The sequence below is a fragment of the Streptomyces sp. NPDC014864 genome (assembly GCF_043081525.1).
Lineage (GTDB): Bacteria > Actinomycetota > Actinomycetes > Streptomycetales > Streptomycetaceae > Streptomyces.
Map to the genome: position 1 here is coordinate 23569 of NZ_JBIBWT010000005.1, position 18512 is coordinate 42080.

Annotated in this window: 15 protein-coding genes; 4 read left to right on the top strand and 11 right to left on the bottom strand. The window is 73.6% G+C overall.

Annotation, left to right across the window (positions count from 1 at the left end; translation table 11 throughout):
• Nucleotides 1-222: 222 nt before the first annotated feature.
• Complete coding sequence (locus ACF1A5_RS10590) at nt 223-663, bottom strand: SRPBCC family protein (protein ID WP_392192461.1); 441 nt, start codon at nt 661-663, stop codon at nt 223-225.
• 262 nt (nt 664-925) lie between these two features.
• On the opposite strand from ACF1A5_RS10590, the gene ACF1A5_RS10595 reads away from it, so the two are divergent.
• Nucleotides 926-1387, top strand: a complete 462-nt coding sequence (locus tag ACF1A5_RS10595; RefSeq protein WP_392192462.1) for a TIGR03668 family PPOX class F420-dependent oxidoreductase — start codon at nt 926-928, stop codon at nt 1385-1387.
• 12 nt (nt 1388-1399) lie between these two features.
• Here ACF1A5_RS10595 and ACF1A5_RS10600 read toward each other — a convergent pair whose 3' ends face one another.
• The 4 genes from ACF1A5_RS10600 to ACF1A5_RS10615 all read right to left on the bottom strand — a co-directional run bounded on the left by ACF1A5_RS10600 (nt 1400) and on the right by ACF1A5_RS10615 (nt 7704).
• Nucleotides 1400-2512: a magnesium and cobalt transport protein CorA gene (locus ACF1A5_RS10600; RefSeq protein WP_392192463.1), complete on the bottom strand. Its 1113-nt coding sequence runs from the start codon at nt 2510-2512 to the stop codon at nt 1400-1402.
• A 260-nt stretch (nt 2513-2772) separates the two neighbouring features.
• Nucleotides 2773-3564 (bottom strand): S1 family peptidase, encoded by a 792-nt coding sequence (locus ACF1A5_RS10605; protein ID WP_392192464.1) that lies wholly within the window; start codon nt 3562-3564, stop codon nt 2773-2775.
• A gap of 237 nt (nt 3565-3801) precedes the next feature.
• The gene (locus ACF1A5_RS10610; protein WP_392192465.1) at nt 3802-6639 is read right to left on the bottom strand and encodes an ATP-binding protein; all 2838 of its coding nucleotides are present in this window, start codon (nt 6637-6639) and stop codon (nt 3802-3804) included.
• Nucleotides 6640-6873: 234 nt separating this feature from the next.
• The gene (locus ACF1A5_RS10615) at nt 6874-7704 is read right to left on the bottom strand and encodes a LuxR C-terminal-related transcriptional regulator (protein ID WP_392192466.1); all 831 of its coding nucleotides are present in this window, start codon (nt 7702-7704) and stop codon (nt 6874-6876) included.
• A 134-nt stretch (nt 7705-7838) separates the two neighbouring features.
• Between ACF1A5_RS10615 and ACF1A5_RS10620 the strand changes: the two genes are divergently transcribed.
• Nucleotides 7839-9512 carry an AMP-binding protein gene (locus ACF1A5_RS10620; RefSeq protein WP_392192467.1) on the top strand — a complete coding sequence of 558 codons (1674 nt, stop codon included), beginning with the start codon at nt 7839-7841 and terminating at the stop codon, nt 9510-9512.
• Nucleotides 9509-11116, top strand: a complete 1608-nt coding sequence (locus ACF1A5_RS10625) for an AMP-binding protein (protein WP_392192468.1) — start codon at nt 9509-9511, stop codon at nt 11114-11116. Before ACF1A5_RS10620 ends, ACF1A5_RS10625 begins: the two co-directional genes overlap by 4 nt.
• Nucleotides 11117-11227: 111 nt before the next feature.
• Here the strand turns inward: ACF1A5_RS10625 and ACF1A5_RS10630 are convergent, their stop codons facing one another.
• The gene (locus ACF1A5_RS10630) at nt 11228-11929 is read right to left on the bottom strand and encodes a hypothetical protein (RefSeq protein ID WP_392192469.1); all 702 of its coding nucleotides are present in this window, start codon (nt 11927-11929) and stop codon (nt 11228-11230) included.
• A gap of 232 nt (nt 11930-12161) precedes the next feature.
• Between ACF1A5_RS10630 and gcl the strand changes: the two genes are divergently transcribed.
• On the top strand, nt 12162-13946 hold the full coding sequence (gene gcl / locus ACF1A5_RS10635; RefSeq protein WP_392192470.1) for a glyoxylate carboligase: 1785 nt from the start codon (nt 12162-12164) through the stop codon (nt 13944-13946).
• 114 nt (nt 13947-14060) lie between these two features.
• On the opposite strand, the gene ACF1A5_RS10640 is transcribed toward gcl, so the two are convergent.
• From ACF1A5_RS10640 to ACF1A5_RS10660, 5 genes are all read right to left on the bottom strand, one after another.
• The gene (locus ACF1A5_RS10640; protein ID WP_392192471.1) at nt 14061-14795 is read right to left on the bottom strand and encodes a TIGR04222 domain-containing membrane protein; all 735 of its coding nucleotides are present in this window, start codon (nt 14793-14795) and stop codon (nt 14061-14063) included.
• 78 nt (nt 14796-14873) lie between these two features.
• Entirely contained in the window at nt 14874-15110 is a 237-nt protein-coding gene (locus ACF1A5_RS10645) for a hypothetical protein (RefSeq protein ID WP_392192472.1), read from the bottom strand.
• Nucleotides 15111-15735: 625 nt separating this feature from the next.
• Nucleotides 15736-16626 (bottom strand): 2-hydroxy-3-oxopropionate reductase, encoded by an 891-nt coding sequence (locus ACF1A5_RS10650; protein WP_392192473.1) that lies wholly within the window; start codon nt 16624-16626, stop codon nt 15736-15738.
• Nucleotides 16627-16670: 44 nt separating this feature from the next.
• The gene (locus ACF1A5_RS10655; RefSeq protein WP_392192474.1) at nt 16671-17510 is read right to left on the bottom strand and encodes a TIM barrel protein; all 840 of its coding nucleotides are present in this window, start codon (nt 17508-17510) and stop codon (nt 16671-16673) included.
• A 157-nt stretch (nt 17511-17667) separates the two neighbouring features.
• Nucleotides 17668-18483 carry a hypothetical protein gene (locus tag ACF1A5_RS10660; protein ID WP_392192475.1) on the bottom strand — a complete coding sequence of 272 codons (816 nt, stop codon included), beginning with the start codon at nt 18481-18483 and terminating at the stop codon, nt 17668-17670.
• Between the last annotated feature and the right edge of the window lie 29 nt (nt 18484-18512).

An 18512-nucleotide genomic window follows, 5' to 3' on the forward strand; every position in this document is an offset into this window, starting at 1 on the left:
TGCTTCCCCCGGACGACGGCGCCCCGACGCGGACGAAGGTGCCGGATGCCGCCATGACGGCGCGGGGGACGACACCGGACGATGCCGCTAGGGCCCGGGCGACGGCGCCGGACGATGCCGCCAGGGCCCGGGCGACGGCGCCGGACGCCACCCCCGCGCCGGGGTGACGGCACACCAGCCGGACAACGGCGACCCGCAGGCCCGGCCGCGGGTCGGCGGTCGTCACGGGCGCCGCAGCAGCCCGTTCACCGCCCGGCCGAACACGGTGCGTGCCGTCCGTTCCACCACCGGGTCGAAGAGGCCGGGGAGGCACGCGATCCGCACCTCCTCGCGCCAGCGCACCCGGGTGCGGCCGCCGGGGCCCGGCCGTACCTCGATCTCCGCCCAGCCCTTGACGACACGGCCCCGTTTCTCCAGGCGGCACAGGCCGGCCTCGCCGTCGGCCGGCGGGTGCCAGACGGTGACCACCATGGGATCGTCGAAGGCGAGCGGGCCGATCCCCGAACGGGCCACGAAGCGTGTCCCCTCGCCGGTCGGCTCGGGCGTGACCACGGTGATGCGGGTCAGCGGGACCACGTCGGCGTGGCGGGACCACTGGGTGAGCCGGCGCCACGCCTCGTCGATGGACAGCGGGGCGGTGCGTTCGAGGAAGAAGGTGACCACAGGTCGATCGTAGGCAACGCGGCCTGTTTCCCGACCTGTTCGTCCCCAGGTCACACGGTTGGCCCAGCGTGCGGAAGGCGTGACGGGGCGGGGTGGGGTGCCGGGACGCGCGCCGAGCGTTTTCGAAAATGTGAGCTATTTTCCGGGTCTCCTGCCCCGGAAGACGTCCTCATGTTGTCGCCCGGGTCCGGCCGGGGTACCCGGCGCGGGGCGGAAGACGGAAGAGAGTCCGCCCCGACGCGACCCGGGAGAGGAGACATCCGTGCCGCAGATGGACCCCGAAGAGACGCGGCGGCGGTTCGCCGCCGCCCGGGTGGCACGGCTGGCCACGGTGGACGCGGCCGGGCGCCCCCACCTGGTGCCGGTGGTGTTCGCCGCCCACGGTGAGGACGAGATCGTCACCGCGGTCGACCGCAAGCCCAAGAGCACGTCCGGGCTGAAACGGCTGCACAACGTCGCCGTCACCCCCGCCGTGTGCCTGCTTGCGGACGCCTACGACGAGGACTGGGGCCGGCTGTGGTGGGTCCGCGCCGACGGCGGCGCGCGGATCGTGACGCCCGACGCGGCGCACCCCGAGGTCCGGCGGGCCTACGAGGACGCGCTCACCCGGCTCCAGCGCAAATACCTGCAGTACCAGGACGAGCCGCCGGACGGCCCGGTGATCGCGGTCACCGTCCACCACTGGACCGGCTGGGAGGCGGCCCCGCCGGCCGGCCCCGCCTGAGCGGCCGGCCCCTCAGAGCCAGTCCCGCCGCTTGAAGACGACGTACAGGGTGACGCACACGACGGCCATCAGGAGGATGGCGAAGGGATACCCGAACACCCAGTGCAGTTCCGGCATGTGCGCGAAGTTCATGCCGTAGATCGTCCCGACCAGGGTGGGGGCGAAGAGGATCGCCGCCCACGACGAGATCTTCTTGATCTCCTCGTTCTGCTCGAACCCCGCCTCCGCCAGGGCCCGCATCTCCGCGTTCTGCTCCTGGGTGACCAGGGTGGTGTTCACGGTGAGGATCTCGGTGAGGGCCTGGCGGAAGGCGTCGACCCGCTCGCTGGTGTGGGTGACGTGGTCGGCGACGTCCCGCAGGTACCGCTGAAGTTCCTCGTCCGTGCCGTACTTGGAGAATCCCGCCATCAGGCCGTGCAGCATGCCGACCAGGGGGCGGGTGGCGCGCTGGAACTCGACCATCTCGCGGGAGAGTTCGTAGATGCGGCGGGAGACCTGGGGATCGCCGCCGAACACCTCGGTCTCGATCTCGTCGATGTCGTTCTGGACGCCGGCCACGACCGGCGCGTAGCCGTCCACCACCGCGTCGAGGATCGCGTACAGCACCGCCTCCGGGCCCAGCTTCAGCAGGTCCGGTGTCTCCTCCATGCGGCGGCGGACCGCGGAGAGGTCGGGGGCGGCACCGTGGCGCACGGTGATCACGAAGTCCGGGCCCACGAACACGTGCAGTTCGCCGAAGTCGACCTGCTCGGGGGCGTCGAGGTAGCGCGCGGCCCGCAGGACGACGAACAGGGTGTCGCCGTAGCGCTCCAGCTTGGGCCGCTGGTGGGCCTCCATGGCGTCCTCGACCGCGAGCGGATGCAGGTCGAACTCCGACGCCAGGGAGAGCAGTTCGCTCTCCGTGGGACGGGCGAGCCCGATCCACGCCATCCCCTGGGGCTGCTCGCGCAGTTCCCGGAAGGTCTCGGCGAGGGAGGCGGGGGAGGAGACCCGGACGCCGTCGCGGTACAGGGCCGCCTGCACCACGCTCGCCACCTCGGCCGGCTCCCCGGCCGGCCGCGGGGACGACATGGCGGACGACTCCGGGGACGACGCGGCGGACGGCCGGGGCGGTACGGCCGCCATGCGGCGCCAGACGGACTTCCTGCCGTTCTTCGAGGCGATGGGGAACCTCCCTGCGCGAGCGGGGCCGGGAGCCCGGGGAAGGCGCGCCGCTCGGGCGTCGCGGACGCCGCTCGACGGTCCCCGGGTCCGCGGGTCACCGAGCAGGATACGGAACGGACCGGGAGCAGGGGGCGCCGGACATGGATAGGGGGCGTTGCGGGCCGCTCGTGGAGGCCCGCAACGCCCCCTGGCACTGACCTGGGGGTCGAACCGTCAGCCGGTCACGAGGTGACCTGCGCGGTGACCAGGCTGGAGAAGGTGGTCAGCCGGGTGTACACACCCGGGTAACCCGCCTCCGCACAGCCGTTGCCCCAGGAAGTGATCCCTGCCAGGACGCCCCCGATGAGCAGGGGACCGCCGCTGTCGCCCTGGCAGGTGTCTACGCCGCCGGAGGAGTACCCGGCGCACACCATGTCGCTCGCGACGAAGTCGGAGCCGTAGGAATTCGCGCAGCTGGAGTCGGACGCGACGGGCACGGTCGCGGTCCGCAGCTGGTTGGAGGAACTGCCGCTCTCGGACGTGGTGCCCCAGCCGAGGATGCGCGCCGTGGTGCCGGCCGCGTACACGCCGCCGTCGTCGGAGGACACGTACGGGGCCGTGGTGTACGGCATCGAGGTCGACAGGGTCAGCACCGCCACGTCGTCGCCGTTGGTGGCGTCCGTGTAGTCCGGGTCGATCCAGATCCGGCCGACCTTGCTCACCGTGCCGTCGGTGCCGGTCAGGTAGGTGCGGCCGCCCACCACGCGCACACCGGTGGGAGTCTCGCCGGCCATGCAGTGGGCGGCGGTGACCACCTTCGTGGGCGCGACCAGGGTGCCGCCGCAGAACTGGTTGCCGGACGCGTCCGTGATCTGCATGACGAACGGGTACGCGCCGGTCGTGGTCGTGGTGCCGCCGACGACGGGCTGGGGAAGGGCGGCGGCGGAGGGAGCGGTGAGCAGCGCGGTCGCGGCGGCGGCAGCGGTGGCCGCGCCGAGCGCGGCCGTCTGTCTGGCGCGGGTGAGGCCGAACATGCGTCTCCTCGTGGGCTGGCCGGTGGGGGGCGCCGGGCGGTAGAGCACGGGGGTCTCGGGACAGACCCCCGTATGCCCGGGCGAGCGGCACGGCTCTTACGCTAGGGCCCGGTGCAACCCGCCCCAATGAGGGAAGCCCCTAGGGGAGTTGGGCAGGGAAAACCCTCGGTCCTGCTCGGTGCGCCGACGGCGGCGTCCGACACGGGGCCCACTCCAGGCAGTTAACCCGGGCCGCCCTCACTTCGCGCGCCGGGCCGCCGCCAATCGGACGATGTCCACCCGGGAACGGATCCCCAGCTTGCGGTAGACGCGGGTCAGGGTCGCCTCGACGGTCTTGACGCTGACGAACAGCCGCGCGGCGATCTCCCGGTTGGTCGCGCCCTCCATGACCAGCGCGGCCACTTGGCGCTCCATGGCGGCCAGCCCGTCCAGCGCCGCGGGCGTGACCTCCGGCTGGGCCGGACGGGCGACGGCGGCCGCGTCCACCCGGCCCAGCCAGGGCAGCGCGCGACAGCGCCGGAACAGGCGCGCCGCCTCGTCGTACGACGTCGGTCCCGGCACGGGGTTCCCCCCTGCCCGAGCGGAGCCGGGAGCCCCCGGGAGGGTGCGCAGCTGGGCCAGCGCGAACGCCGCCCGGGCCTCCTCCAGCCCGTGCCCCAGCTTCGCCAGCCGGTCCTGCGCGGACGTCAGCTGGGCCACGGCCCCCTCCTGGTCGCCGCGGGCCGCCCGGACCAGCGCCTCGGACCGGTCGAGCACGGCCAGCACGCTCTCCCGGTCCAGCCGCAGGGCGTGCTCGCGCGCCACGTCGATCACGTCCTGCGCCTCGGCCGGCTCCCCGGCCTGCACCAGCGCCTCCGCGAGGTCGCCGTGCCAGCGGCCGCGCGCCGGGTCGGTGATGCCGAGCGCCGACTCCAGCTCCCGCACCCGGCGCAGCGAGGCGACCGCGGCCGGCGCGTCCCCGGCGACCAGCTGGGCGTAGCCCAGCGCGGCCAGGGCGCGCGACAGGTACATCGGGTCGCCGTCCTCCTCGGCGTGCCCCACCGCCTCCCGGGCCAGGGTCTGGGCGCGCTCCGCGTCCCCGCCGGAGGCCTCGGCCATGGCGGCCAGCATGGCGGAGGCGCTCTCGCCGATCCCGGTGTCCCGGGCCATCCGCAGGCTCTCCCGGGCCAGGTCGAGGGCGCGGCCGCAGTGCCCGCAGCGCAGCTCGGTCTCGGCCAGCATGCGCACGAAGTGCACCTCGCTCTCGACCATGCCGCGCCGCCGCACCTCGCGCAGCAGCGTGGTGATGGTCGTCCGGGCCTCCGCGAGCTGGTCGCTCATCAGCAGCCAGCGGAACCGGGCCGACCCGACGCCGTTGTGGTGGCACGCCACGTACGGGTCCTGCGGCTCCTTCAGCGCCCGCTTGATGGTCGCGGGGGCGTCGGGGTACCCCATCAGGGTCTCGGTCGACGACTGGAAGGCGAGCGCCATGAGCTCGGTCCTGCGGTCCCGGCCGCGCGCGGCCAGCTGCGCCGCGTGCGCGGCCTCCCGCCGGGCCACCTCGAAGTCGCCCTCCACGACCAGCCCCCGCCAGGCCAGCTGGTAGTGGACCAGGGCCAGCAGCCGCGGGTCGTCGCCCGCGTCGGCCAGCGCCTGCGGGAACACCGCGTCCACGTCCCCGAGGGCCTGCCCGGCGGCCTCGATCACCACCATCCAGGCCCGCACCCGGTCCGCGGGCACCGTCGCCCGGGTCAGCACCTCCCGCGCGATGTCCCGGGCGAGGTCCACCTCTCCGGCGGTGATGGCGTCCTCGGCGGCCTGCAGACGCCGGTCGTCCGGGCCCGGCACGCTGTCCGGCGGGGTGTGGCGGGCCGCGAGCAGCCCGAGCGAGGCGGCCACCGACGGCGCCCCGCGGTCCCGGGCCAGGGCGGCCGTCCCGGCGAGCCGGGCGGCCACCTCCGGGTCGGTGCCGGTGGTGGCCAGCGCCAGGTGCCGGGCCCGCTCGATCGGGTCGGAGGCGGCGGTGGACAGCGCGGCGTGCGCGGCGCGCCGCTCCTGTGCGGGCGCCTCCGCGTACAGCGCCGCGGAGATCAGCGGGTGCGCGAACCGTACGGCCGGGCCCTCCGGGTCCGTCGTCAGCAGCCCCAGCTCGGCCGCCTGGGCGCACTCCGCCTCGGCGTTCTCCCGGCCGGCCGCGCGCAGCAGGGCGGGCGTGGGACGGGCGCCCGCGCTCGCCACGAGCAGGGTCCGGCGCGCCTCGCCGGAGAGCATCTCCAGACGGCTCAGCACCAGGGCGCGCAGCGAGGTCGGCACCGGCAGCGGCTCGCCCGGGCGGGGCGCGGTCGGGCTCTCGGCCATGGCCCGGCCCAGCTCCAGCGCGAACAGAGGGTTGCCGCCGCTGGTGCGGTGGATGTCGCGGACCGTGGAGCGGGGCAGCCCGGTGTAGCCGCGCAGGTCGAGCAGCGAGGACACCTGGGTGCGGGAGAGCGGGCCCAGCCGGACGGCCAGGGTGTCGGGCGGGCAGGCCCGCAGATGGCGGTCGTACTCCTGGCCCTCGGTGCGCACCGCGCACAGCATCTGCACGGGCGTCTCGCCCAGGCGGCGGGCGGCGAAGCCGAGCAGTTCGGCGCTGGCCGGGTCCAGCCACTGCAGGTCGTCGGCGACGATCAGGACCGGGCCCTCGGCGGCGAGCGCCCGCAGGGCGGACAGCACGGCCAGGCGCAGCGCGAGGCCGTCGCGCTGGAGGGTGGACTCGCCGCGGCCGGTGAGCGCCGACTCCAGGGCGGTGCGCTGGGCGGCGGGCAGCCTGCCGGACACCTCGTCCAGGACCAGGCCGAGCAGGTCGGCCAGCGCCAGGAAGGGCAGGTGCGATTCGGACTCCGTGGCGGAGCAGCGCAACACGGTCCGGGCCGCCGGGGCATATTCCGCCGCCATTGCCCGCAGCACGGTCGACTTTCCTATTCCGGCGGGGCCGTGGAGCAGCACGCTGCCGCCACGGGCGAGATGTTCGCGCGCCGCGGCCGACGGCTCCGCCCGGCCGATGACCTGGTCGGAGCGGCAGCTCGCAGGGTCCTTGAAGTCCCGTCGCACGGTCACCGCTCCCCTCGTGTGTCGTGTCCGGGGCAAATTCTAGGCAACGCGTCCTTGAAATTCGGACCCGCGGGACGGTGAGGGAAATAACAGCAGCGCGGCCGCGGTGAATTCACCGCACCGCCGAATGAATACGAACCGCCCACCGACAACCCCGCCGCCACCACTCCCACGCCCGGCCCCACCGTACTCCGCGCACGACGTCCGGCGGGCGGCAGCGGCGTACCGCGGCGCCCGGTCCTACGGCAGCACCCCGGCCCGGCGGGCCGCCGCCACCGCTTCTCCCCGGGTGTGGGCGCCCAGCTTGCGCATCGCCGAGCGGAGGTAGCCCTTGACGGTCTCCGGGCTCAGTCCGAGGCGGGCGGCGGCCGTCGCGTTCGTCGCCCCGGCGGCCACACAGGCCAGGACGTCCAGCTCACGGGGCGCCAGACCCACCCCGCACGCCGGCGTGGCCCCCGTCAGCAGGGCGCACGCGTCCAGCAGCTCGGCGCGCAGCGCCGGGTCCGTGATCCGCGGGGCCAGCGCGCGCAGCGCCGCGTGGGCCTCCCGGACCTGTTCCCGGACGACACCGGCGGCGTGGGGGTCCGCGGCCGGCCGCACCGCCGCCAGCAGCCCGCGCGCCTCCTCCCGCACCACCAGCGCCTGCTCCACGTCCCGCGCCGCCTCCACGGCGGCGCTCAGCGTGCGGTCGCCGAGCGGCTGGGCCGTGCGCAGCGCGCCGTACAGCACCCCGCGCACCCGGCGCCGCACCACGACCGGCACCGCCAGCACCGAGCGCAGCCCCTCGGCGGCGACCGGGACGTCGTACTCGTGGCTGATGTGCCGGGAGGAGGAGTAGTCCGTCACCGCGCACGGGCGGGCGAGGGCCACCGCCTTGCCGCCCAGACCGTTGCCCGAGGTCACCGCGAGGGCGCTGAGCGCGAGCGTCGTCGTGCCGCTGAGCTCGGTGATCCGCACCCGCGGCCGGCCGGACTCCACCACCCCGCCGAAGGCGACCGGCAGCCCCGTCGCCCGGCGCAGCCGCAGCAGCGCGCCCCGAATGTCCACCGCTGCGGACGCGTCCGATGTCACCTGCTCGCCCCTTCGTCGCGGCCCCTGTGCGAGCCCACACCCCCGTTCGGGGGTAGTGAGACCTCCATCACGGATTACACGATGGCAGAGAGCCGCCCGGCAATGGTCCGGCACCACGGGAGCGAGGAGGACGGATGACGACGGCGACCGAGGTCTTCCGCAGGGCGCGGGACTTCCTGCTGGAACACCGCGAGGACTACGCCACGGCCTACGCGGGCTTCGAGTGGCCCCGCCCCGAGCACTTCAACTGGGCGCTGGACTGGTTCGACGCCGTCGCCGAGGGGAACGACCGCACCGCCCTGCACATCGTCGAGGAGGACGGCACCGAGACCCGGATCTCCTTCGCCGAGATGGCCGAGCGCTCCAACCGGGTCGCGAACTGGCTCCACGCGCGGGGCGTCGCCGCCGAGGACCGCATCCTCGTCATGCTCGGCAACCAGGCCGAACTCTGGGAGACGGCGCTGGCCGCGATGAAGCTGCGCGCGGTGGTCATCCCGGCCACCCCGCTGCTCGGCCCCGCCGACCTGCGTGACCGGGTCGAGCGTGGCCAGGTCAAGCACGTGATCGTGCGCGCCGAGGACACCGGCAAGTTCTCCGACGTCCCCGGCGCCTACACCCGCGTCTGCGTCGGCGGCCTGCCCGAGGAGGGCTGGGAGCCGTACGAGGACGCCCACGCGGCCCCCGCCGAGTTCGTGCCGGACGGCCCGACCCTCGCCGACGACCCGCTGATGCTGTACTTCACCTCGGGCACCACCGCCCGCCCCAAGCTGGTCGAGCACACCCACACCTCGTACCCGATCGGGCACCTGGCGACCATGTACTGGATCGGCCTGAGGCCCGGGGACGTGCACCTCAACATCTCCTCGCCGGGATGGGCCAAGCACGCCTGGTCGAACCTGTTCGCGCCGTGGAACGCGGAGGCGACCGTCTTCATCCACAACTACACCCGCTTCGACCCGGCCCGGCTGATGGCCGAGATCGAGCGCGCCGGGGTCACCACCTTCTGCGCCCCGCCGACCGTGTGGCGCATGCTCATCCAGGCCGACCTGAGCCAGCTGGGCACCCCGCCCCGCGAGGTCGTGGCCGCCGGTGAGCCGCTGAACCCCGAGGTCATCGAGCAGGTGCGGCGCGCCTGGGGGGTGACCATCCGGGACGGCTTCGGGCAGACCGAGACGGCCGTGCAGGTCTCCAACAGCCCCGGCCAGCCCCTGAAGACCGGCTCCATGGGACGGCCCAGCCCCGGCTACCGCGTGGAGCTGCTCGACCCAGTCTCGGGCGCACCGGGCGCCGACGAGGGCGAGATCGCGCTCGACCTGTCCGAGCGGCCGGCCGGGCTGATGACCGGCTACCACGGCGACGCGGACCGCACGGCCGAGGCGATGGCGGGCGGCTACTACCGCACCGGGGACATCGGCTCCCGGGACGCGGACGGGTACATCACCTACGTCGGCCGCGCCGACGACGTCTTCAAGGCCTCGGACTACAAGATCTCCCCCTTCGAGCTGGAGAGCGCCCTGCTGGAGCACGAGGCGGTGGCCGAGGCGGCCGTCGTGCCCGCGCCGGACCCGCTGCGCCTGGCCGTGCCCAAGGCGTACGTCGTGCTGGCGGAGGGCTGGGAGCCCGGCCTCGACACCGCCAAGGTGCTCTTCGAGCACTCCCGCCAGGTCCTCGCTCCCTACAAGCGCGTCCGCCGCCTGGAGTTCGGCGCGCTGCCCAAGACCGTCTCCGGCAAGATCCGCCGGATCGAGCTGCGCGAGGCCACGGCCGCCGGCTCGGAGCAGGAGTACCGCGAGGAGGACTTCCGGTGAGCGAGCCGTCGTACAGCCACGGGACCAGCGCCACGCCGCTGCTCGGCGACACCATCGCCGCCAACCTGGACCGGGCGGTCGCCGCGTATCCCGACCGCGAGGCGCTCGTCGACGTGCCCTCCGGACGCCGCTGGACCTACGCCGAGTTCGGCCCGGCGGTCGACGAGGTGGCCCTCGGACTGCTCGCCAAGGGCGTGGCCAAGGGCGACCGGGTCGGGATCTGGGCGGTCAACTGCCCCGAGTGGGTGCTGGTCCAGTACGCCACTGCCCGCATCGGCGCGATCATGGTGAACATCAACCCCGCCTATCGCGCCCACGAGCTGGAGTACGTCCTCCGGCAGGCGGGCATCTCGGTCCTGATCGCCTCCCAGGCCCACAAGAACAGCGACTACCGGGCTCTGGTCGACCAAGTCCGCGGCAAATGCCCCGAGTTGCGGGAGACCGTCTACATAGGCGACCTGTCGTGGGACGCGCTGACGGCGGGCGCCGCCGCGGTGCCGCCGGAACGCCTGGCCGCCGCCGCGGCCGAGCTGAGCTGCGACGACCCTGTCAACATCCAGTACACGTCGGGCACCACGGGCTTCCCCAAGGGCGCCACGCTCTCCCACCACAACATCCTCAACAACGGCTACTGGGTGGGGCGCACGGTCGGCTACACCGAGCAGGACCGGGTCTGCCTGCCCGTGCCCTTCTACCACTGCTTCGGCATGGTCATGGGCAACCTCGCGGCGACCTCGCACGGCGCCTGCATCGTCATCCCGGCGCCGTCGTTCGAACCGAAGGCCACGCTGGAGGCCGTGCAGCAGGAGCGCTGCACCTCGCTCTACGGCGTCCCGACCATGTTCATCGCGGAGCTGAACCTCCCGGACTTCGCCGGCTACGACCTGTCCTCGCTGCGCACCGGGATCATGGCGGGCTCGCCCTGCCCGGTGGAGGTGATGAAGCGGGTGGTCACCGAGATGCACATGGCGGAGGTCTCCATCTGCTACGGCATGACCGAGACCTCCCCGGTCTCCCTCCAGACGCGGATGGACGACGACCTCGACCACCGCACCGGCACGGTGGGCCGGGTGCTGCCGCACATCGAGGTGAAGATCGTCGATCCGGCGACCGGGGTGACCCGGCCGCGCGGCACCGCGGGCGAGTTGTGCACCCGCGGCTACAGCGTGATGCTGGGCTACTGGGACGAGCCGGAGAAGACCGCCGAGGCCGTCGACCCGGCCGGCTGGATGCACACCGGCGACCTCGCGGTGATGCGCGAGGACGGGTACGTCGAGATCGTCGGCCGGATCAAGGACATGATCATCCGGGGCGGGGAGAACATCTACCCGCGCGAGATCGAGGAGTTCCTCTACGGCCACCCGAAGATCCGCGACGTGCAGGTCGTCGGCGTGCCGCACGAGAGGTACGGCGAGGAGGTGCTCGCCTGCGTCATCCCGCTCGACCCGGCCGACCCGCTGACGCTGGAGGACGTCCGGGCCTTCTGCGAGGGGCAGTTGGCGCACTACAAGGTCCCGACCCGGCTGAGCGTCCTGGACGCCTTCCCGATGACGGTGTCGGGAAAGGTGCGCAAGGTCGAGCTGCGGGAGGAGTACGGGGTGTGAACCGTATCCGACGGAGCATGAGACACATGCTCGACGGCGGGCCCCGGTCGCGTGCGCAGTCGGTGGCGCACAAGGCTGCCGGGGTCCCGCCCATGCCGGTGCGGTGGCCGCTCAGGCGCCCGTGGAGCGCAGCGTGGCGGCCGGTTCGTTCACCGGCTGCGGGGTGCCCGTGAGGTCGAGGACGAACAGCGGGATGCCCAGCGCGTCGGCGCGGCCGCGGGCGTCGTCGGTGTATCCGGCCAGGGAGAAGTAGGCGCAGCCCGCGGACTCCGTCATCGCCGTCAGCCACAGGCACTCCACGTCCCGCAGCGAGGCCGGCCGCACCGCCGGGTCGACCTGGGCGAGCAGCCCCCGGGCGGCGAGGCCGACGCCGGCCGGGGGCCGCTGGTCGGAGCGGCGGATGTCCTCGTAGCCGAGCCAGCGCAGATAGAGCGCGGCGGCGGTGACCGCGTCACGTGCGGTACGGATCGTGACGGGCTGGAAGGCGGGGCGCGGCGGGGGAGCGGGGGCGGCCGGGACGCTCTCGGCGGGTGCGGACCCCGCCGCCGGTGCCGCCTCCCTCAGCGGGATCCGCAGGAACGTCCCGCACGGGCAGCCCAGTTCCGGGCGGGGCCACTGGTCGCGGCGGCCGCACGATCCGCAGCGGACGGTGATCCAGTCCTCGTCCCAGACGCGGTGGGCGACCGGGGCGGGCGCGCCGCTCCGGTCCAGCGACGGGGCGACCGGCGCCCCGCACGCGCAGGGATAGGACGGCGCGGTGTAGACGTGCTCGCGCCGACAGGCCGGGCAGCGCACCGGCACGCTCTCGGGCATGGGCCCACTCCAGGACGTCGGATCGAGGGAGCGGTCCCATCGTGCTCCAGCCGCCCCCGGTCTGTCCGCCGCTTCACGTACCGCCCGCCCCCCCCGGCTGCCGTCTCTTGACGCCCTTGGCCCGCCGCGCCTACATTGCTTCCAGATTGCAGAAAGTACTTTCCATTATACGGAAGAAGCTTCCGCGGGGCGCGACGGAGTGCGAATCCGACAGCCGAAGCAGGAGTACTCGATGGCTCGAATGACCGCTGCCCGCGCGGCAGTTGAGATCCTCAAGTGCGAGGGCGTCACCGACGCCTTCGGGGTGCCGGGCGCGGCGATCAATCCCTTCTACGCGGCGCTCAAGGCTTCCGGCGGCATCCACCACACCCTCGCCCGGCACGTCGAGGGCGCCTCGCACATGGCCGAGGGCTACACCCGTACGCGTCCCGGCAACATCGGCGTCTGCATCGGCACCTCGGGCCCCGCCGGCACCGACATGATCACCGGCCTGTACTCGGCCATCGGCGACTCCGTCCCGATCCTGTGCGTCACCGGCCAGGCGCCGACCGCCGTGATCCACAAGGAGGACTTCCAGGCCGTCGACATCGCCTCCATCGCCACGCCGGTGACCAAGATGGCGGTGACCGTCCTGGAGGCGGCGCAGGTCCCCGGCGTCTTCCAGCAGGCGTTCCACCTGATGCGCTCCGGCCGCCCGGGTCCCGTCCTGATCGACCTGCCGGTCGACGTCCAGCAGACCGAGATCGAGTTCGACCCGGAGACCTATGAGCCGCTCCCGGTCTACAAGCCCGCCGCGACCCGCGTGCAGATCGAGAAGGCGCTCGGGATGCTGAACGCCGCCGAGCGGCCGCTGATCGTCGCCGGGGGCGGCGTCGTCAACGCCGACGCCTGTGAACTCCTCGTGGAGTTCGCCGAGCTGACGGGCACTCCGGTCGTCCCCACCCTGATGGGCTGGGGCGCCATCCCGGACGACCACGAGCTGAACGCGGGCATGGTCGGCCTGCAGACCTCGCACCGCTACGGCAACGCGACCTTCCTGGAGTCCGACTTCGTCCTCGGCATCGGCAACCGCTGGGCCAACCGCCACACCGGCCGCATCGACGTCTACACGGCCGGCCGCACCTTCGTGCACGTCGACATCGAGCCCACCCAGATCGGCAGGATCTTCGCCCCCGACTACGGCATCGCCTCCGACGCGAGGGCCGCGCTGGAGCTCTTCGTCGATGTGGCACAGGAGGTGAGGGCGCGGGGCGGACTGCCCGACCGTTCCGCCTGGGCGGCGTCCACACAGGAGAAGAGGGCGACGCTCCAGCGCCGTACCCACTTCGACGACATCCCGATCAAGCCGCAGCGCGTCTACGAGGAGATGAACAAGGCCTTCGGACCGGAGACGCGGTACGTCTCCACCATCGGCCTCTCGCAGATCGCCGGCGCCCAGATGCTGCACGTCTACCGGCCCCGGCACTGGATCAACTGCGGCCAGGCGGGACCCCTCGGCTGGACCGTACCGGCCGCTCTCGGGGTGGCGAAGGCCGACCCGGGGGCGCAGGTCGTCGCCCTCTCCGGCGACTACGACTTCCAGTTCATGATCGAGGAACTGGCCGTCGGCGCCCAGCACCGGATCCCCTACGTCCACGTCCTGGTGAACAACTCCTACCTCGGCCTGATCCGCCAGGCGCAGCGGGCGTTCGACATGGACTTCCAGGTCAAGCTGGAGTTCGAGAACATCAACTCGCCCGAGCTGGGCGTCTACGGCGTCGACCACGTCAAGGTGGCCGAGGGCCTCGGCTGCAGGGCGATCCGCGTCACCGACCCCGGCGAGCTCGGCGCGGCCTTCGAGCAGGCCAAGAAGCTGGCCGCCGAGTACCGGGTGCCGGTCGTCGTGGAGGCCCTCCTGGAGCGGGTCACCAACATCTCGATGTCGACGACCAACGACATCGGCGACGTCGTCGAGTTCGAGGAGATCGCGACCGAGCCGGGTCACGCGCCGACCGCCATCAGGACGCTGAGGCCGTAAAACTGATGGGGCGTCAGCCGGGCGCGGTAAAGGGCGGCTCACCCTGTAGGTGGGCCGGCCTTTCGCGTCGACGCGCGCCCGCCGTACCGGCTCCGGTTCCGGCTCCTGCTCCGGTCACACCGTGCCGCAGCCGGAGCCGACCCCGTCCCCGCCCCCGCCGCTCCAGGACTCCGGCCACGCGCGCTCGGTGGTTCCGCCGCGCCCGACGAGCCCGGCCTCCCGCGTGAAGCGCGGCACGAGCGAGGTCAGGGCCCGGTCGCCGTACAGGGCGACCGCGAGCAGCACGGCTTCCGTGGACAGGCCGGCCCGGGCCGAGGGCTGCGGATGCTCCCCGCGCAGGGCGCGGAGCGCGCGCCGGCCGCGGGCCGTGCGGCCGGGCGGGACGGCACGCAGCAGCCCCGCGGCCCGGAGATCGCGCCGCAGGGCGGCGAGGGCCCGGACCACGCCACGCCGTTCCAGCAACTGCCCCATTCCCGCGGGCCGGTACAGCGCCGCGTGCACCGCCTTCGTCAGCGGAGGAAGGGCGGGCAACTCCCTTGCACCGCCCGGGGACCGTACGGTGACCCGCATCGTGCCGCCGCGTCCGGCGCCGACGGCGCCGTGCAGATGCAGGGCCAGGACGCAGACCTGGACGGCGGCGCGGGAACCGCCGCGCAGCAACGCGACTTCGTGTGGCCCGAGTTGGTTCGCCGGCACGCCGTCCATGAGACCCCCCACGTGGCGCGGGGCCCGCCGCCCCCGTGCCGGCGGGCCCCGTGTGGGGTGAATGTTCCCTGCGCGGGCAGTGCTCGAAGCGTCTTCCGCCGGGTTCAGAGGTTGATTTGAGCATGCCGTAGCCGGGATACGCACATCGCCGTACGCGGGGCCGGGCGCGCACGCACATCGCCGTACGCGGGCCGGGGCGGGGGCCCGTCCCGGGCGCGGGGCTCAGACGTCGTCGTGCTCCGTCAGACCCGGCCAGTCGTCCGGGCCGCCGCCCTGCCACTCGATGAGATCGCTCTCCTCCACCTCGACGCGGTCCAGGTCCGCCAGCCGGAGGATCTCGACGACGTCGTCCAGATGGGACGCGAGCCCGAGGGTCACATCGCCCTCGGTGACCCGCCGGGAGCCGTCCAGGGCCGGGGCGTGGACCACGATGTGCGGATGCTGCGCGGGGCTGTCCATGCCTTCAGGCTGCTGCCGGCGGCCCGGGTCCGCACCCCGGAGGACGACGGAAGGCGCCGGACGCGGGCTGTCCTCCGCGTCCGGCGCTCGCGACCGGTGAGGGGGCCGATGAGGTGGCCGGTTCTGGCCGTCCGACGGCGCGAGGCTGGGCGCGACAGGACGTTCGCGCCGCCGGACGGGGTCGGGGGTCTCGCACCTGGCGTACGAGGCGTGCATGGCGTACGAGGCGTGCGTGACGCACATGGCACACGCGGTGCGCGTGGCGCACGGCCGAGGGGACGGAATGGGCTGGGACCGCGGCGGATGCGACGGCTCCGGAAAGCGTTCTCCCTCTGGTCGAGAGGACGGTCCGGGACCTTCACCACCGCACTGGCTCGCACACCGCCGCGGTCCTCGCCCCGCCCGCGCGGCCACTGCCCGGCCACCCCTCGTCCGGGTCGCCGGCGGACCGCGCGGGCTGCGCGGGGAGTCACGATCTCCGTCGGACTCCGCGCGCGGTCTCGGGGACTTCAGTCCTCGGACTGTCGTCCCGGTCGGTCGTGGATGGTTCCGGGTGGCGCCGCCGCCCGGGCGCGACAGGACAGGTGTCGGCGGCGGCGCCACCCGGAGTTCTGGGGGCCGCGGGTCAGATCCGGGCGCCGGAGAGGCGCTCCACGGCCCGCAGCAGGGCGGAGTGGTCGAGGCCGCCGTCGCCCTGGGCGCGCAGGGACGCGACCAGTTGGGCCACCACGGCGCCGACCGGCAGGGCCGCGCCCACGGTTCGGGCGGCGTCCGTGACGATGCCCATGTCCTTGTGGTGCAGGTCGACACGGAAGCCGGGCTTGAAGTCCCGGTCCAGGAAGTTGTCCTTCTTGCGGGTCAGCACGGTCGAGCCGGCCAGCCCGCCGTTGAGGACGTCCAGTGCCGCCCTCAGGTCCACGCCCGACTTCTCGAGGAACACCACGGCCTCGGCGCACGCCTGGATGTTCACCGCCACGATCAGCTGGTTCGCGGCCTTCACCGTCTGGCCCGAGCCGTGCGGACCGCACAGCACGACGGTCCTGCCCAGCACCTCGAAGATCGGCTTCGCCGCGTCGAAGTCGGCCCGCTCACCGCCGACCATGATCGACAGTACGGCCTCGATCGCGCCGGCCTCACCGCCCGACACCGGGGCGTCGAGGACTCGGATGCCCTTCTCCCCGGCGGCGGCGGCCAGGTCGATGGAGGTCTGCGGGGTGATCGAGGACATGTCGATCAGCAGGGCGCCCGGGCGCGCGTTGTCGAGGATGCCGTCCGGACCGTAGGCGACGGCCTCGACCTGCGGGGACGCGGGCACCATCGTGATGATCACGTCGGCGTCCCGGACGGCCTCGGCGACCGAGCCGGCCGCGGTGCCGCCGGCGGCGGCCAGACGGTCCAGCTTCTCCCGCTCCAGCGTGAAACCGGTGACGTCGTAACCCGCCTTGACCAGGTTCTCGGACATGGGGGAGCCCATGATGCCGAGGCCGATCCAGGCGATCTTGGGAAGAGTGGTCATGCGAGGGCCTCTCTGACTGGTCTGCTGTGTCGTGGGATCGGCGCTCAGCGGGCGGCGCGGGCCTCGGCCGGCAGCCAGGCGAAGGACTCGGCGCTCGGCCGGTCGCCCGGCTTGTACTCCAGGCCCACCCAGCCGTCGTATCCGGCCTTCCGCAGCCGGTCGAGCAGGTCCTCCAGCGGGAGCGAACCCGTGCCCGGGGCGCCGCGGCCGGGGTTGTCGGCGATCTGCACGTGCCCGGTCCTCGCGGCGAACCGCTCGATCACCGCCGGCAGGTCCTCGCCGTTCATCGACAGGTGGTACAGGTCCATCAGGAACTTCGCGTTCCCGAGGCCTGTCGCCGCGTTGACCCGGTCGGCCACGTCCACCGCGGCCGGCGCCGACACCAGCGGGTACAGCGGCGACTCGGGCCGGTTCAGGGCCTCGATCAGCAGCATCGCGCCGATCCGGTCGGCGGCCCGGGCCGCGAGGACCAGGTTCTCCAGCGCGAGCGCGTCCTGCTCGGCCGGGTCCACGCCGTCCACGCGGTTGCCGTAGAGCGCGTTGAGCGCCCCGCACCCCAGCGACTCGGCGAGGCCGGCGGCCACCTCGATGTTGGCGCGGAACCTCTCCGACTCCTCACCGGGGACCGACAGGGCGCCGCGGTCCGGGCCCGGCAGCCGTCCGGCGTAGAAGTTCAGGCCGGTCAGCCGCACGCCCGCGGTCTCGATCGCCTTCCTCAGCGCGTCGATCTCGGACCGCTCGGGGGTGGGGGAGTCGACCCAGGGCCACCACAGTTCGACGGCGGTGAAGCCGGCCGCGGCGGCGGCCGCGGGGCGCTCCAGGAGCGGGAGTTCCGTGAAGAGGATCGACAGGTTGACGTTGAAGCGCTGGTCTGCGAATCCCATCGGGGCACCGCTCCTATTCCGTATTGCGGAAACAACATTCTGCTTAACGGAAATCCTGCCGTCGGCTCGGGAAGGCTGTCAAGAGCGCGCACGCAGAAGTGCCCCCGCGCGAGCCGCGCGGGGGCACCAGTGGAGTGGGGGAGGGCCGGCTCCCGGTTCAGAGCGCGTCCACGGCGCTCACCTTCCAGCCCGACGAGGTGCGGGTCAGCGTCATCCGCACCCGGTTGAGGTCCAGCCGGGAACCCTCCACCTGGGTGCTCCGGGTGACCTGGTTGACGAAGAGCAGGGCGACGACCCGGTCCGGCGTGGCCGACACGACGGAGGCCGCCGGGTCGCCGCCGTCCGAGGGCGCCGCCACCGTCGCCTTCACCACGCCGTGGTACTTCTTCGCGGTCGGGCCCACCACCGTCCGCGTGGTCTTGACGTACTGCTGGCGGAAGGCCCCGGTCAGGCAGGCGCGGGCCCGGGCGAAGTCCTGGTCCAGGTGCCGGTAGTCGTACGACAGCACGACCGGTGCCGCCTTCCGCGCGGCCGCGAGCGCCTCGGTCCGGGCCTCGTCCGTCCGCCGCCCCTCCCGGTACTGCCATCCGAGCACGGCCACGGCGACCAGGCCCAGCACGAGCAGAACGCAGAGCGCCCCGGTGAGCAGTCGCCGCCCGGGCCGCCAGGCGGGCGCGCCCTCCGGCTCCGCATCCGTCTCCGTATCGGCCCCGGCGTACGCTTCCGTTTCCGCCGCTGTCCCTGCCGCTGCCCCTGACTGGGCGTCTGCCGCTGCCTGTGTGTCCGCCTCCGTCGAGTCGTCATCGGCGACGACGGGCGTGTCGCGCTCCTCGTGCCCAGGGTGCTCCGAGGGCGCCTCGGGCTCCGGGCGCTCCCCCCGCGCGGCACGCTTGGCCGCCGCGCGGGCGGCCGCGGTCATGGTGCGCCGCGCGGGGGCGCCGGCTCCGCGGGTCCGGGTCGTCGGGTTCGCCACGGTCGTTCTCCTCACTGGTGCTGCCTGGT